Origin of the sequence: Rhodococcus sp. As11, assembly GCF_048957735.1 — a bacterium.
Classification (GTDB): domain Bacteria; phylum Actinomycetota; class Actinomycetes; order Mycobacteriales; family Mycobacteriaceae; genus Rhodococcus; species Rhodococcus gordoniae.
Genome location: NZ_JARDJE010000005.1, coordinates 27907 through 45868, shown reverse-complemented (window position 1 = coordinate 45868; position 17962 = coordinate 27907). Strand labels below are relative to the sequence as shown.

The 17962-nt window shown below is 68.7% G+C and carries 2 protein-coding genes; both read right to left on the bottom strand.

The features are described from left to right. Positions 1–65: 65 nt before the first annotated feature. A complete protein-coding gene (locus PV766_RS07985; RefSeq protein WP_421096924.1) occupies positions 66–1121 on the bottom strand; it encodes an alpha/beta hydrolase in 1056 nt (351 codons plus the stop codon). Between the two features lie 142 nt (positions 1122–1263). Then, positions 1264–17925: an amino acid adenylation domain-containing protein gene (locus tag PV766_RS07980; protein ID WP_421096833.1), complete on the bottom strand. Its 16662-nt coding sequence runs from the start codon at positions 17923–17925 to the stop codon at positions 1264–1266. Positions 17926–17962 lie beyond the last annotated feature (37 nt).

Sequence of the window (17962 nt, the reverse complement as noted above, 5' to 3'; positions counted from 1 at the left end):
CCCCTACCGCCCGGAGGCGGTAGGGGCCTTTCCGATCGGTCACACGAACCGACCGACGAGGACGGTCAGAGGCCGAGGGCCTTCTGCAGCACCGGCCACGAGTCCTTCAGATCGTCCTGCCAGTAACCCCACGAATGGGTGCCGGAGTCGCGGAAGTTGTAGGTGGCGGGGATGTCCAGCTCGTCGAGGCGGGTACGGAGGTTGTGCGTGCAGTAGTTGGTCGCCGCTTCGATGACGCCGCCGACCACGACCTGGTTGGCGAGCACATCGACCTGGCCGTCGATCTCCGGACCGTTCAGGGTGTCGTAACGCCCCGGCAGGCCCGTGCCGTTGGAGATGTAGAGATCGAGACCGCGCAGCTCCTCGGCGTGCACGTAGGGATCGTTCTCGGCCCAGGCCGGATCGTTCAGCTCACCCCACATGTTGCGGGTGTCGCCGCCACCCCAGGTCTCGACGACGAGCTTGACGAACTGCTGCCCGATCGGGTCGGAGGTCTGGGCACAGCCGCTGTACGCTGCGACGCCCTGGTACAGGCCGGGAGCAGCGATGGGCAGCTGCAGGACCGACGTACCCGAGGACGACAGACCCGCGATCGCGTTGATCCCGTTCGTACCGAGCGCCGCGTCGATCAGCGGCGGGATCTCCTTCGTCAGGAAGGTCTCCCACTTGTTGACACCGAGAACCGGGTCCTCTTCCTTCCAGTCGGTGTAATAGCTCCACTTGCCACCGACCGGGGAGACGACGTTGACGTTCTTGTCCTTCATGAACTCGATCGCGTCGGTGCGGAAGCGCCAGGTCGCGCTGTCCTCGCCACCACCGGCTCCGTTGAGGAGATACAGCGTCGGGCGCGGCTCGCTGGTGTCGGCGGGACGCCAGACGTCGAGCAGGATCTCCTTGTCCATCGAGGCCGAGTACACATAGACGAGCAGCTGCTGCTCGCCGTAGTTCTCGATGCGAGTGATCTTCGAGCCGTTCTCGCTGGTCACCGACTGGAGCGGCTGTTGGCTCTCGGCCACAGGGTCTGCCGGCTGGGCAATTGCCGGAGCCACCGACAACGCAGCCGAGAAAACTGCGCATGCCGCGCCGACGGTCAGTACGCGAAGTCGTCCGGATCCTCGCATCGGATGCCTCATACGGTTCTCTCACCTTTTCGAATAGGCAGTGGTGGTCGGCGTCGGGCGCGGTGCGGTCCGATGCTCGAACGGAACCTACCCGATGGCGGCCTACGTACAGTTACATGCGTCGTCGTCCGGGAGCAACTCGTTACATCCACTCCCTGTGGAGGTGTTCCTCGAGCACCGGCCCGATCGCTGCCAGCGACTCGGGTGTGGTCATCGCGCCGTGCACACAGTCGATCGGAACGTCCGAGATGGTGCCGGTCACCAGGTGCGACCAGCGTCCCGCGGCACCGTCCTGGGCGGGCGGATGATCGGCCGCGCTGAAGTACATCAGGTCTCCTTCGAACACCCCTGGGGTGTGCGACGCGATGAGTTCCGCCGATCGCAGCGCACTCTCGTACAGATTGCGGAAACGCTCCGCGGTGAGCGTGACCATCTCCTGCGGAACGGTCTCCATCACGCGCTGGAGGTGCTCGTCCGACAGGCTCGTCACGTCGGCCGAGTCGTCGAGGACGACGCCGATCTGTTCGAGCTCGTCGCGGATCGCTCCCCGGAAGTCGCCGACATCGAGATTCAGATGGCTGTCGAGCATGGCGAGGCAGTCGACGCTCTCCCCCGCCGCCTGCAGTTGCACGGCCATCTCGTGCGCGAGCACACCACCGAGCGACCAGCCCATGAGGTTGTACGGACCGTGTGGCTGCACCGTCCGGATCTCCTCGACGTATCGCGCCGCCATCCCGGCCAGGGACTCCGGCAGGTATCCGTCCTCCGACAGCGCCTTCGACTGGATGCCGTAGATCGGCCGATCGTGCACGAAGCGGGTCAGGCCCGAGTACGTCCACGCGAGTCCGTACATCGGATGGACACAGAACAGTGGGGCCCGGGAACCGCGTGCCCGGAGCGGGAGCAGCACCTGCATCGCACTGTCGGCGAAGGGATCGAACTCCTCGCCGGCGTCGCGTTCGGCCGAGATGCGTCCTGCCAGTGCAGCGACGGTGGGGTCGGTGAACAACCACTGGACGCGGACGTCGGCGCCCACGCTGTCGCGGAGCCGGCTCGCGACCTGCGTCGCATTCAACGAGTTGCCGCCGAGCGCGAAGAAGTCGTCGTCCACACCGACCTTCTCGACGCCGAGGACCTCCTCGACGACGCCTGCGACGAGCTCTTCGAGCGGAGTACGCGGCGCCGTGTACGCGACGGTGTCGATCACCGGGGTGGGAAGCGCCTTCCGGTCGAGCTTGCCGTTGGCGTTGAGCGGCAGTTCGCGCAAGGGCACGAGGACCGCAGGCACCATGTACGACGGCAGCGAATGCCGCGCATGCACGGCGAGTTCGCCGACATCCAGCGACGATCCTTCGGCAGCGACGACATAGGCCGCGAGACGGTCGCCTCCGTCCGGTCCCGCGACGACGGTGACCACGGCGCGCGCCACCTCGGGTCGCGAGACGAGCACTGCTTCGATCTCACCGAGCTCGATGCGCTGCCCGCGCAGTTTGACCTGGAAATCGGACCGGCCGAGGTAGTCGAGTCTGCCGTCCTCCCTCCACCGGACGAGGTCTCCGGTGCGGTACAACCGCGCTCCGGTGTTGCGGGGATCGGCGACGAAACGCTCCGCCGTGAGAACCGCTGCGTGGGCGTATCCGCGGGAGAGTTGCACTCCCCCGACGTACAGTTCGCCGACGCTTCCGACCGGCACCGGCCGGAGCCGGCTGTCGAGTACGTGCACCGTCGTGTTGGCGACCGGTGCACCGATCGGCACCGGCCGGCCGTGCACTCGGGCCGTGTCCACACTGGTGACCACGGTTGCTTCCGCAGGGCCGTACCAGTTGACGAGTGCCGCCGTGCCGATCGCCTGGTAGGCGTCGACGGTGTCGGCGGTCAGTTCCTCCCCGGCCGCGAAGACGTACTTCAGCGATGCGAGGTCGCCGGCATCCGCGGACTCGCAGAAGACATCGAGCATGGACGGCACGAAATGCACCGAGCTCACCGACCGGCGACGGATCGTCTCGGCGAGATACTGCGGGTCGCGGTGCCCGTCGGGCCGGGCCACCACGACCGTCGCCCCGGTCTGCAACGGCCAGAACAATTCCCATGTGGAGATGTCGAAGGTGACGGGAGTCTTGTGCAGGACCACATCCCCCACGGAATGCGGGAATGTGCGCTGCGCCCAGCGGAACTGGTTGGCGACCTGCCGATGGGTGATCTGGACGCCCTTGGGACGGCCCGTCGACCCCGACGTGTAGATCACGTAGGCCGTGTTGTCGGGCCTCAGGGAGCCGAGCCGTTCGCAGTCGTCGAGAGGGTGAGAGGGCAGGTGACCGAGGTCGAGGCGGTCCACGTCGATCACCGGAACGGTCGTCGCGACGTCGACACCGTCACGGCTCGTGGTGAGGACGCATGCGGGACGCGCCCCGTCGAGTACGAGCGCGGTGCGATCGGCGGGATGATCCGGGTCGATGGGTACGTACCCACCACCGGCCTTGACGATCGCGTAGATCGCGAGCGGCAGTTCGAGCGAGCGCCGCATCGCCACCGCGACGAGCGTCTCCGGCCCCACGCCCAGTGCGACGAGGTGCCGGGCGAGCCGGTTGGCTTCCGCGTCGAAGGTCGCGTAGTCCCACTCGGTGTCCTCGAACACGAGCGCCGGCACCTGTGGGGTGCGGGCCGCCTGCTCCTCGAACAACGACACCAGCGTCGCCTCGTCGAGCAGTTCGGGGACGTCCGTCGCATTCCATCGGTCGAGACGCGCCCGATCGTGTCCGGTCGACACGTCGAGCTGCCCGATCCGCCGGTCGACCGACTCGGCGAACGCGTCGAGCACGACCTCCAGCCGGCCGGCCACGTCGCGCGCGAAGGTCCCGCCGATCACGTCCTCCAGATACTTCACCGTCACCCGAACCCGGTCGTCGGCGACCACCATGAGTGTCAGCGGATAGTGTGTGCCGCTGGCCGCGTCCACGGCGGCGACGTCGAGACCGATGCCGGAGCGCGCCTCCGACAGGGCGGCCGCGTCCACCGGGAACGATTCGAAGACCACGAGCGAGTCGAACAGTGCGTCCGCACCGGCCGACTCCTGGATCTCGGCCAACCCGAGATAGTGGTGATCGAGGAGCGCGCCCTGTTCGCGTTGCACCGTCGACGCCAGGTTCGCGACGGTCTCGTCCGGGTCGATGCGCACCCGGACGGGGACGGCGTTGAGGAACAGGCCGACCATCGACTCGATACCGGGTAGCTGTGGCGGACGTCCGGATACGGTGGCGCCGAAGACGACGTCGTCGCGGTCGGTCATCCGGGAGAGCAACAGCCCCCATGCCGTCTGCACCATGGTGTTGAGGGTGACGCCGAGTCGGCGCGCCGTCGCGGACAGCTTCGCCGTGGTGTCCGGCGTGAGTTCGAAACCGGCTTCGCCGATGCCCGCCTCGATCCCGCGAGCGGTGTCGAGCGTGGTGATCGTCGTGGGACCGTCCAGGCCGTCGAGCGAGCGCTTCCATGCCTCCCTCGATTCGGCGTGATCCCGTGCGTGCAGCCACTCGAGATAGTCCCGATAGGGAGCGACGGGCGGCAGCACGGCCGGATCCGCGTCGGCTGCGTACAGCACGAGCATGTCGCGCATCAGCAGCGGCATCGACCAGCCGTCGATGAGGATGTGATGGCTCGTGACGAGCAGATCGACACGGTCCGAGGCGGCACGGAACAGGGTGAACCGCAGCAGCGGGGCGCGGTCCATCACGAAATGCGTTGCGAGATCCTCTGCTTTCGCCTGCTCGATGCGCGCGTCGATCGCGTCCGGGTCGCCGGCCTCGGTGACGTCCACCTCACGCCACGGAACCTCGATCCCGCGCTGCACGACCTGCACCGGCACACCGCTGCGCGTCGTGGTGAACGCCGCGCACAGGTTGGGGTAACGGTCGAGCAGGGTCTGTGCGGCCCGGTGCAAGCGGGCGGTGTCGAGATCACCGCGGAGACGGAGCACGAACTGGGTCGTGTACACGTCGACGCCGTCGCTCGCGAGCAGGGCGTGGAACAACATGCCCTGCTGCAGCGGGGTGAGCGGCCACACGTCCTCGAGGCCCGGGTACCGCTGCTCCCATATCTCGATGTCGTCGGCATCCGCGTCGACGAGGGGCAGGTCGGAGGGGGTGAGTCCGCCGATACCGGGTTGTGCCGCGTACCGGGCGAGTGCGTCCACCGTCGCGGTCCATGTCCGGACCACGTCGGCGAGTTCGTCTTCGTGGACGCGCGCGGGATCGGCGGTGAGGGTCACGGTGAGTTCCCCCGCAACCGACGAGGCGTGGATTTCGAGCCGATGTTCCGGTGCGGTACGGAAGACGGGCCGGATCCCGTACTCGGCGGACAACCGCCAGGCCTCGCGCATGTCCCCGGCGCGTGGTTCGCCGTGCAGGGTCACCATCGTGTCGGGACCAGCCGTCACCGCGTCGTCGGGCGACCGGCGCAGCGCCGCACGGAGTTGTTCCTTGACGGCCTTGACGAGTGGGGCCGCCCCTTCGGGCCCGGTGAGTTCCCCGACCCCGTCCAGGTCGATGCGCGCCGGATACTGCACCTGCAGGCCGCCGACCGTCCGGGACGTACCGGCCGCAGATGCGAGTCGTCGCCCGTCGGCGCCCACCACGAGATCGACCTGTGTCGACCCGCCGGTGCCGGTGACCGCGACCGCAGCGACCGCGACGAGCACGTCGATCGGTTCGGCGCGGAAGGCCGCAGCGAGATCGGCGAAGACGGATGCGGTGTCCGAGGCCGAATGACGGACGGTGGCCCCGAGGGGAGCCCGCTCGTCCGAATCCGCAGTCGTGACTCTCGTCACCGGCGCGGCCGGAGGCGTCGCGAACGTGTTCGACCATGCCCGCGCCGAGACCTTCTCGGCCGCCACGGTGGGGGTGCGACCGGCGGCACGGGCGGTCCAGGCGGCGGCCAGATCGTCGGCGAGCACCTGCCACGACACTCCGTCGACGGCGACCGCGTCGCCGACGGCCACGAGCAGATCGGAGTCACCGGCGGACACCCGGACGAATTGCACGACGATGCCGGCAGCCGGGTCCAGCCGGTCTGCGGCCTCCCGCACGACGCGGTCGACGATCTCCTCGAGCGCAAGGGGGCCTTCGATCACCTGGTGCCGCAACACCTTCGAGATATCGAGGGCCGACGCGGCAACGACCCGCGGGGACTCGTCGACCTCGCGCGGCACGACCAGACGCAGCAGCGGATGCGCCGCGAGTACAGCGGTCAGGCACTCGGCCGGCCCGTCGTCGTCGACTCCGCCCGGCATCTCGATGACGACACTCGTGACACCGTGGTGCCCGCCTGCGCGAACACGCGCGATCTCGGGTGTCCGAGGAGCGGTGTCCTCGGCTGCAGGATCCGCCTCCGCCTCCCCTGCCTCCGTGGCAGCCCCGGCATCGACGAGTTCGGCGAGCGACGCGACCGTCTTCCGTTCGAAGACGTCGCGCGGGCTCAGTTCGAATCCGAGCGTCCGGGCTCGGGCGACGAACTGGATGGACACGATACTGTCACCACCGAGGGCGAAGAACGAGTCGTCGGCGCCGATCTCGTCGACACCGAGGATCTCGGCGAAGATCCCGGCGATCGCGGTCTCCGCCGGAGTCGACGGTGCGCGACGCTCCGTGGAAGCGAACACCGGTTCCGGCAGGGCCTTCTTGTCGAGCTTGCCCACCGGGGTCAACGGCACCCGGTCGATGACGACGACGGCCGTGGGCACCATGTAGTCGGGCAGTGACCCGGCCACGAACCCGAGCAGTTCGTCGGTGTCGACGGTCCGCGCTTCGCACGGCTTGACGTAGGTCACGAGAACTACGGCGCCGGCTGCGGTCTCGTGCCCGAGAGTAGCCGCGAAGTCGACGTCCGGATGTGCGACGAAGGCCGCGTCGACCTCCCCCAGCTCGATCCGGAACCCGCGGATCTTGACCTGCTGGTCGGCACGTCCGACGTACTCGAGTTCTCCGCCTGCGGCCCAGCGGACGAGATCGCCCGTGCGGTACAGGCGTTGCCCGTCGCCGAACGGGGATGCGACGAACCGTTCCGAGGTGAGCCCGGCCCGGCGGTGATATCCGCGGGTCAGCGCCGGTCCCGAGAGGTAGAGCTCGCCGGTGACGCCGAGCGGGACGGGATGCAGCCGGGCATCGAGCACGTGCGCACCCACACCGCGCAACGGATGACCGATAGGCATCGCGCCTCCCGGCACGAGCGGTTCGGAGCTGGTGGTGATACACGTGGTCTCGGTCGGGCCGTACACGTTGTAGAACCGACGGTCGCTTCCCCACCGGGTCACCAGATCGGAGGAGTACGCCTCGCCGCCGACCATCACCGCCTCGAGTTCACCGAGGCCGGACGGATCGACGGTGGCCAGCGCGGCCGGAGTGACGAAGGCGTGCGTGACGGCCTCGCGCCGCAGGACGGCCGCAAGTTCCTCGCCGCCGTAGATCGCGGGCGGCACGATCACCATCGTCGCTCCCGCTCCGACCGCGAGAAGCATCTCGAGCACGGACGCGTCGAAGCTCGGTGAAGCGAACTGCAGGGTGCGTGCGTCGGCCGTGATTCGGAAGGTCTCGCATTGCGCGCGTGCGAGATTCGCCAGGCCCGCATGGGTCGAGACGACACCTTTCGGCCGGCCGGTGGAGCCGGAAGTGTAGATGACGTAGGCCGCATTGTCGACGCGGACCGCGCCGCGCAGTTCCGACGGGTCGATCGGGTCGGACGACATCCGATCACACCGGTCGCGGAACTCGTGGTCGTCGAGTACGAGCCACTCGGCGTCGGGGAGCTCGCCGGCGTGAGCCGAGGAGGTGACGCCGAGACGGGTGCCGGAGTCCTCCAGCATGTAGGTGATGCGGTCGGCGGGATAGTCGGGGTCGATCGGCACGTAGGCCGCCCCGGTCTTGGCGACCGCCCACACCGCCCGGATCATGTCGACCGATCGCGGGAAGGCGAGGCCCACGAACGTCTCCGGGCCGGCGCCGCGAGCGAGGAGGATGCGGGCGAGCCGGTTGGTCTCGGCGTCCAGCTCACGGTAGGTCAGGGCCTCGTCGCCGCAGCGCACGGCGATGCGGTCCGGCCCCCCCGCCACGGCGAGCGACAGGAGCCGTGACAGGGTCTGCGGCTCGACCGATTCGGCGCCGCGCACTCCCGCGAGACGTGCACGTTCGTCGGCGTCGAGGATGTCCACGTCGCCGATCGCCCGGTCGGTGTCGGTGAGGACACCGTCGAGGAAACGCACGAAGCGACGCGCGAAGCCGTCGATCGTGTTCTCGTCGAACAGGTCTCGCGCATACGAGAACTCGGCTGCCATACCGGCCGGTTCGCCGGCCTGATCGAATTGTTCGGCGAGGGTGAGCGACAGGTCGAATTTGGCGACGTCGATATCGGAATCCACGATGCCGAAACTCAGGCCCGGCAGATCGAAACCGGTCCGGCCCAGGTTCTCGAAGGAGAGTGCGACCTGGAACAGTGGCTGCCGCGCGGTGGACCGTTCCGGCGCCAGGATCTCGACCAGTCTCTCGAACGGGATATCGGCGTGTGCGAACGCATCGAGATCCGTCTCACGTGCCTCGGCGAGCAGGTCGGCGAACGACCGGTCGCCACGCGGCGCGGTCCGCAGCACGAGAGTGTTGACGAACATACCGATCAGGTCGTCGAGTTCCTCGTGTCCGCGGCCGGCGACGGGCGTACCGATCGCGATGTCGACGTCACCGGTGATGCGGTGCAGGAAGCCGGCGAGTGCGGCGTGCAGCACCATGAACAGGGTCGCGTTGTGCGTGCGGGCGACCTCGGTGAGCCCGTGATGGGTCGACGGGTCGACGACGAAGCGCACCTTGCCACCTCGCATCGACTGCACGGGCGGGCGCGGACGATCGGTGGGCAGGGCGATCTCGTCGGCGATCCCGGCGAGGGCGTTCTTCCAGTAGGCCGCCTGTCCGGCGAGGACCGAGGCGGGATCGTCCTCCGAACCGAGCATCCGTCGCTGCCACAGAGCGAAGTCGGCGTACTGGATCGGGAGTGCCGCCCAGGCGGGCACCGCGCCCGTCGAGCGTGCGCTGTAGGCGACCACGAGGTCTCGCGTGAGCGGCCCGACCGACCAGCCGTCGGCGCTGATGTGGTGCACCACCGTCACGAGGACGTGCTCGGTCGCGGCGAGACGGAACAGCGCGAGCCGGACCGGGATCTCGGTGGTGACATCGAAGCCGCGCGCGACGATGTCGTGTACCCGGGCCGGCAGGTCGGTCTCGGTCACGTCGACGGGTTCGAGGCGAACGGTGGCCTCCACTGCCGGGAGGATCTGCTGGATCGGACCTTCCGTCCCGCGCGGATATCGCGTACGCAGGGTCTCGTGTCGCGCCACGACGTCGTTGACGGCGTGTTGCAGGGCCTCGGCATCGAGCGATCCGGACAGCCGCACCGCCGCGGCGACATTGTAGGCGGGCGAGGACGTGTCGAACTGGTTGACGAACCACATCCGCTGCTGCGCCAGCGAGAGGGGAATCTCCACCGGGCGAATCACCGGGACGAGAGGTTCGTGGTGTTCGACCGCGGAGCACTGCTCGAGGCGGGCAGCGAGCGCACCCACGCCGGGGGCCTCGAACAGTGCGCGGACGGGAACGCGCAGTCCCGATGTCTTACCGAGACGCGCGACGACCTGGGTGGCGAGCAACGAGTTGCCGCCGAGATCGAAGAAGTCGTCGTCCAGACCGATGCGGTCGACGCCGAGCACTTCCGCGAACACACCGGCCACGGTCTGCTCGATCGTCGTGGTCGGGGCGCGGAACTCCGTGGACTCGAAGACGGGCGCGGGAAGTGCTGCGCGGTGGAGCTTTCCGTTGGCGGTCAGCGGAAGCTCGGTCAGAACGACGAACGTCCCGGGGATCATGTATCCGGGCAGTTCCCGGGCGAGAGCCTCGGCGACCCGGCCGGTGTCGACGACCGCACCGGCGGCGGGAACCAGGTACGCGACGAGCCGATCACCGAGACGCGCATCGTGGTGCGCGGTCACGACGGCCGCAGCGATGTCGTCGAGGCGACGGAGTGCCGATTCGATCTCCTCGAGTTCGATGCGGAAACCGCGGATCTTCACCTGGAAGTCGGAGCGGCCCCGGTATTCGATCTCGCCGTCGGTGCGGAGCACCGCGAGATCACCGGTGCGGTACATGCGCGTCCCGGCCGGTCCGAACGGGTCGGCGACGAAGCGGTCCGCCGTCAGGGCCGGTCGATCCTGGTAGCCGCGTGCGAGCTGGATACCGGCGAGGTAGAGCTCCCCGATCACCCCGGCGGGCACCGGATGGAGACGCCGATCGAGGATGTGGACGCGGGTGTTCCATTCGGGTGTGCCGATCGGCACGACGTGCTCGTCCGCGTCGTCGACCTCGTGCGAGGTGACCGACACGGCGGCTTCGGTCGGGCCGTAGAGGTTGAACAGTGCTGCACGGTGGGTGCGGCGGAACGCGCGAGCGGTCGTGGCCGGTAGCGCTTCACCGATCGCGAGGACGGCGCGCACGGATTCGGGGAGCGACCCCTCCGAGGCGGTCATGAGCATCTCGAGCATCGAGGGCACCAGGTGCACGACGGTGACACCCTGCTCCTGCATCGTGGCAAGCAGATAGTCCGGGTCCTGATGACCGTCCGGTCGTGCCACGACCAACCGGCCGCCTGTGGTGGGCGCCGACCAGAACTCCCACACCGACAGGTCGAACGTCGAGGCGGTCTTGAGAAGCACGACGTCGTCGGGGCCGAGATCGAATTCCTCGGCCTTCCAGAGCAACTGGTTGGTGACGGCGCGGTGGCCGACCGCGACGCCCTTCGGCCGGCCGGTCGACCCGGACGTGAAGATCACGTATGCGAGATCGTCGGGCCGCAGCGGTGAGCTCCGATGCGCGTCGAGTACCGGACCGGACGGATACCTGGCCGTGTCGATCTCGTCGAGGTCGACGATCTTCGGCAGATCGAGGGCGCAGGTCCGGCGAGCGTCGCCGTTCGTGAGGACGACCGTGGGGGCGCTCGTCTCCAGGATGTACTCGACGCGGGCCACGGGCATCGCGGGATCGATCGGTACGTATGCCGCACCCGTCTTCGCGACCGCGTACATCGCGATGGGGAGCTCCGCACAACGCGGCAGGAGGAGCGCGACACGATCCTCCGTACCGACACCCCGCTCGAGCAGCATGTGCGCGAGCCGGTTGACCTCGGTGTCGAGCTCCGCATAGGTCCAGTGCCTGTCACCCGATACGAGAGCCACCGCGTCCGGTCGGCGTGCGACCTGCTCGTCGAACAGGGTCACCAATGTGGCGGAACCGTCCGTGGTCCGGTCGGTGTCGTCGAGCTCGGCGAGCCGTCGCCGATCGGCCTCCCCGAGCAGATCGATGTCGCCCACCACCACGTGCGGGTCGGCGGTCACCGCGCGCAGGACCGTCTCGAGCAGTTCGGTGAACCGCACGACCGTGGACTCGTCGAACAGGTCGGTGGCGTAGGTGACGAAACCGCCGACACCGAGGGGCGATCCGTCCTCGGCGTAATGGTCCGCGACGATGAAGTGCAGGTCGAATTGGGAGATCCCGGTCTCGATGTCGAGACCCGTGACCGTCAGGCCCGGCAGTTCGAGGCTCGACCGCTCGACGTTCTGGAACGACAGGCCGACCTGGAACAGGGGGTGCCGCGCCTGCGATCTGGTGGGGTTGAGGATCTCGACGATCCTCTCGAACGGCAGGTCCGCATTGGCGTAGGCGTCGAGATCGATCTCCCGCACGCGGTCGAGGAGCTCGCCGAATCGCGCGTCGTCGTCCACTCGGGTGCGGAACACGAGCGTGTTGACGAACATGCCGATGACGTCGTCGAGCCGGGCCTCGCCGCGACCCGCGATCGGCGTGCCGACCGCGACGTCGGAACTCGCGCTCAATCGTGACAGGAGGACCGCGAGCGCTGCATGGAAAGTCATGAACAGCGACGCCCCGCGCTCGCGCGAGAGAGACGACAGCGCGGAGTGCACGTCCGCCGGGATCCGCAACGGAACGCGGCGACCCCGCAGGGACTGCACCGGTGGGCGGGGACGGTCGATCGGCAGTTCCAGCTGGTCGGGAAGACCGTCGAGGGTCTCGACCCAGTACCGGATCTGCGCTGCCGCGACGGAATCCGCATCGGATTCGGAGCCGAGCACCTCGCGTTGCCACAGGCTGTAGTCGGCGTACTGCACCGGCAGCGGCGTCCACGACGGACGTTCACCTGCGAGTCGCGACATGTACGCGGTCATCAGGTCGCGGGTGAGCGGCGCCATCGACGACGCGTCGGCACTGATGTGGTGGACGACGAACGCGAGCACGTGGTCGTCGGCATCCAAGCGGAACAGCCTGGCACGAAGCGGGGCATCGGCTGTGACGTCGAATCCGGCGACGGCCAGCGCGGTGACGGCGGCCTCGAGATCGCCGGGGACGATCTCGACCGGTGTCAGGTCGGGAACGGCCCCGGCCGCCGGCAGCACGACCTGCACCGGACCGTCCTCGGACTCCGGGTAGACGGTGCGCAGGATTTCGTGCCGATCGATCACGTCGGCGACCGCGGCTTCGAGAGCCCGGGCGTCGAGAGATCCCGTGATCCGGAGCGCCACCGGCAGGTTGTAGGCCGGCGAGTCCGGATCGAATCGGTTGAGGAACCACATGCGCTGCTGTGCGAGCGACAGTGGCACGCGCTCGGGACGGGGCCGGGCCTCGAGACGGGGCCGGTCCTCACCCGTCCCGCGCGATTCGAGGCGCACGGCCAGCGCCGCGACCGTGGGCGATTCGAACAGTTCCCGAACCGGGACCCGCGTGCCGAGTGCGTCGGAGATCCGTGATGCGACGCGCGTCGCGACGAGCGAGTTGCCGCCGAGTTCGAAGAAGTCGTCGTCGGCACCCACCCGGGCCACGCCGAGCACGTCGGCGTAGACACCTGCCACGATCTCCTCGATCGGGGTACGGGCCGCGCGGAACTCGCGTGCTTCGAAGACCGGTGCGGGCAGGGCCTTGCGGTCGAGCTTTCCGCTGGTGTTCAAGGGGAACTCGTCGAGCGCGACGACGGCCGAGGGCACCATGTAGGAAGGCAACGTCTTCTTCACCGCATCGAGCAGCGCCGCCCGGTCGACGGTGTGTCCCGGTGCCGGCACGACGTACGCGACCAGTTGCTCACCGGTGGAGGTGGGCACGACGAGCGCGACTGCCTGCGATACCTCGGCGCAGCCGAGCAGAGCCGTCTCGATCTCGCCGAGTTCGATGCGCTGGCCGCGGAACTTGACCTGGAAGTCGGTGCGACCCAGATAGTCCAGGACGAGCTCTCCCGCAGCGGTACGACGCCACCGCACGAGGTCGCCGGTGCGGTACATCCGGCTCCCCGGTCGTCCGAGCGGACTCGCGACGAACCTGTCGGAGGACAGGTCGGGGCGCTTCTCGTAACCCCGAGCGAGTTGAACCCCGCCGAGATACAGCTCGCCCGGCGTCCCGACCGGTGTGGGAGCCAGGCCCGAGTCGAGGACGTAGACCTGCACGTTCCACTCGGGCACACCGATCGGCACGGCGTGACCGTCGCCGTCGGCCGGCCAGTAGGTCGCCGAGACCGCCGCCTCGGTCGGGCCGTAGAGATTGTGGAGCGCCGCATCGCCGAGCCGGCGGAAGGCCGACACCGTTTCCGGCGGCAGTGCCTCTCCGATGACGAACACGTGCCGCAGGCTCGCGCAGCTGCCGGCGGGTGCCTGTGCGGCGAAGACGGTGAGCATCGACGGGACGAAATCGGTGAGGGTGACGCGGTGGCGTGTGACGGCATCCGCCACCCAGGCGGGGTCGCGATGGGCGTCGTGCGGCGCCACGACGAGGGTGCCCCCGGTGCGCAGTGGCAGGAAGTAGCCCCAGAGCGAGACGTCGAAGGTCGTGGCGGTCTTCTGCAGGTACACATCGCTCCCGGCGATGTCGTACTCGGCAGCCATCCACTCGAGCTGGTTGACGATCGCTTCGTGGGGGACGGACACACCCTTCGGCCGTCCCGTCGAACCCGACGTGAAGATCACGTAGGCCGGTGATGCGGGCTGTACGGTGCCGCGCAGTTCGTCCTCCCGGACAGGATGCGCGTCGTACCCATCCGTCTCCAGGGTGTCGAGGAGGATCGGGGCGATTCCCTCGGGGAGGTCGCCGGTGTCCGCGCTCGTGCTGAGCACACACACCGGTCGGGCGGTGTCGAGGATGTGACCGATCCGGTCGGCCGGATGGTCGGGATCGAGCGGCACGTAGGCACCGCCGGCGGTGACGACCGCGTACATGGCGACCACGAGATCGATCGACCTCCGGATCCCCAGGGCCACGAGCGATTCCGGTCCGACCCCGGACGAGATCAGGTGCCGCGCGAGTCGGTTGACGCGTGCGTCGAACTCGGCATAGGTGAGCGACTCGTCGCCGAAGAGGACCGCGGTGGCTCCCGGGACGCGGTCGACCTGGGCCCGATAGCGTGACAGCAGTGTCCCCGTGTCCGTCGGATGGTCGGTCGCGTTGACCCCGACGGTGAGTGCATGACGCTCGTGCGGGGTCAGCAGGTCGATCTCCCCGACCGGGATGTCGGCGTCGCTCGCGAAGGCTCCGAGCACCGACACCAGGCGCTCCGCCAGGGCGCGAACGGTCGAGTCGTCGAAAAGATCGGTGGCGTAGGTGAACTGGGCTCCGATTCCGGCGGGGCGCCCGTCCACCTCCCGGGGGGTCACCGTGAGCTGGAGGTCGAACTTGGCGATGCTTCCGCCGAGATCCACCGGTACGAGCTCGAGATCGCGCAGCGCGAGTTCGGGCTGCGCCATGTTCTGGAAGAACAGGGCGACCTGGAAGAGCGGGTGGTGCCCCGCGGAGCGGACCGGATCGAGGATCTCCACGAGCCGCTCGAACGGCAGATCGGCGTGCGCGAATGCGTCGATGTCGGTATCGCGGACCCGGCGCAGGAGCTCGGCGCAGGTCAGGTCGGGCGTGATGTCGGTGCGCAGCACAAGGGTGTTGACGAACATGCCGATGAGGTCGTCGAGGGCCTGTTCGCCACGCCCGGCGACGGGTGTGCCGATCGCGATGTCGTGTGCGCCCGAGATCCTCGACAACAACACCGCGAAGGCTGCGTGGACGACCATGAACGGCGAACATCCCGCTGCCCGGCCGAGTTCGGCGACGGCCGCGTGCAGTGCCGGATCGATCTCGAAATCGACGGTGGCGCCGCGACCCGACGCCTCGACCGGCCGGGGCCGGTCCGTAGGGAGTTCGAGCCGGTCCGGTAGGTCGGCGAGAACGGACGTCCAGTACGCGATCTCCTTCGCCACCGGAGAATCGGGATCGTCCTCGGAGCCGAGCACCGCACGCTGCCACAGGGTGTAGTCGGCGTACTGCACGGCGAGCGGTTGCCACCCGGGGACCGCTCCGGCGGTGCGGGCGAGGTAGGCGGTGACGAGGTCGCGTACGAACGGTTCGGTGGACGCCCCGTCTGCGGCGATGTGGTGGACGACGATGACCAGGACGTGCTCGTCGGGCGCGACCCGCAGGAGTTCGAGCCGCAGCGGCACCTCCGTCGTCACGTCGAAACCGGCCGACACGGTGCGCAGGACGCGGTTCTCCACTTCGGAGACCGGGACGTCCTCGACACGCACCGTCGGGGTGGCCGCCGACGGGGGAAGGATCACCTGACTGCCCACCCCGTCGCGATCGGGGTAGACGGTGCGGAGCGTTTCGTGCCGATCCACGAGGTCGGCGATCGCCGCGCGGAGCGCGTCGACGTCGAGCGCCCCGCGCAACCGGAGCGCGACGGGGATGTTGTTCGCTGCCGAGCCGGTGTCGAACCGGCTGAGGAACCACATCCGCTGCTGGGCGAGCGACAGCGGAATCGTCTCGGGCCGCGTACCGGCGGTGAGCGGGATACGGCCGCCGGTGCCGAGGGGTTCGATCAGCGCGGCGAGCGCAGCCACGGTCGAGCCCTCGAACAACAGTCGGGCCGGCACACGGGTGTCGAGGCGTTCACCGAGCCGGGCCGCCACCCGGGTCGCCACGAGCGAGTTGCCGCCGAGATCGAAGAAGTCGTCGTCGAGACCCACCCGTTCCAGGCCGAGCAGCGTCGCGAACTCCTCGGCGACAGCGATCTCGGTATCCGTGACAGGCGGGCGGAACTCGACGGTCACCGGATCGGGGTCCGGCAGCGCCGCGCGATCGACCTTGCCGGACGGCGTCAGCGGGATCTCGTCCAGTACGACGATCACCGACGGAACCATATGCGACGGAAGAGCGTTCGATATCTCTTCGGTAACCACGCGGGTGTCGATCCCCGCCCCCTCCGAGGAGTGCAGGTAGGACACCAACTGTGCTTGACCCGCCGGCGTCTCGCGACCCACCGTCATCGCGAAATCGACTCCGTCACAGGCGGCGAGCGCTGCGTCTATCTCACCGAGTTCGACTCGGAAACCGCGGATCTTGACCTGGAAGTCGTTGCGTCCCAGGTAGATCAATTCGCCGTTCGTGCCGCGGGAGGTACGGACGAGATCGCCGGTACGGTAGAGCCTGGTACCGCCCGGCCCTGCGACGAATCGTTCTGCGGTCAGACCGGGGCGTCCCCGATAGCCTCTGGCCAGAGCCGTCCCGGACACGTACAGTTCACCGGCCACGCCGGGAGCGACCGGATTCAGGCGGGCGTCGAGGACGGACGCGCTCAGATTGCGAACCGGCGTACCGATCGTCACAGGCCGTCCCGGTTCGAGCGGCCCGCTGCAGTGCGTCATGATCGTCGACTCGGTCGGTCCGTAACCGTTGAAGAATCGGCGCCCGGGTGCCCAGCGCTCCACGACATCCGGCGGACATGCCTCACCAGCGGAGAGCACCATCTCCAGATCGGTCAGAGTGCTCGGGTCGATCGAGGTCAGCACGGCCGGGGTGATCACGGCGTGCGTCACGCGCTCGCGGCGTAGCAGTTCGGCGAGCTCGTCCCCGCCGAACACGGTGGGCGGTGCGACGACCATGGTCGCGCCGACGGAGATCGTCATCAGCCATTCGAAGACCGACGCGTCGAAGCTCGGCGACGCCACGTGCAGCACGCGCGACTGCGGTGTCAGATCGAAGCGTGCCGCGACTTCCTGCGCGAGGTCGTCGAGGCCCGTGTGGGTGACGGGGACGCCCTTCGGCCGGCCCGTCGAACCCGAGGTGTAGATGACATAGGCCGGGTTCTCGGCCCGCAGCGGCAGCACCCGCTCGTCGAAGCTCACGGGAGCGGACGGCAGAGCGTCGGCATCGGTGATCGTCTGCGGATCGTCGAGCGCGATCCACTCGACGGTCTCGGGCAGCGCGGCCACCGCGGCCGCCCGGGTCAGACCCAGGCGTGCGCCGGAGTCGGCGATCATGAACTCGATGCGGTCTGCCGGATAGTTCGGGTCGACGGGAACGAATGCCGCGCCCGACTTGGCGACCGACCACACCGCGAGCACGGACTCGATCGAACGGGCGAGCGATACCGCGACCACGTCCTCGGGGCCGATCCCCCGGTCGATCAGGAGACGAGCCGTTCGCGACGACGCGGCGTCGAGTTCGGCGTAGGTCAGGGAACGGTCGCCGAAGACCACGGCCGTGGCCGCCGGGTCTCGTTCCACGGCAGCCGCCAGCAACTGCGGAAGGAGCACGGCACGCGGTCCGCGCCGCCGGGCGGGGCGCCGACGGGGCCGGCTGCCGCGGTCCGTCCGTGCCGGATCGGCGTTCCGGACGTCGTCGAGGTTCGTCCGAGCCTCGTCCCCCTGCTGCCCGCCGACCTCGCGCGAGAACTCACTCACCACTGGTACCGATTCCCTCGAACGTCCCGTTTCGGCC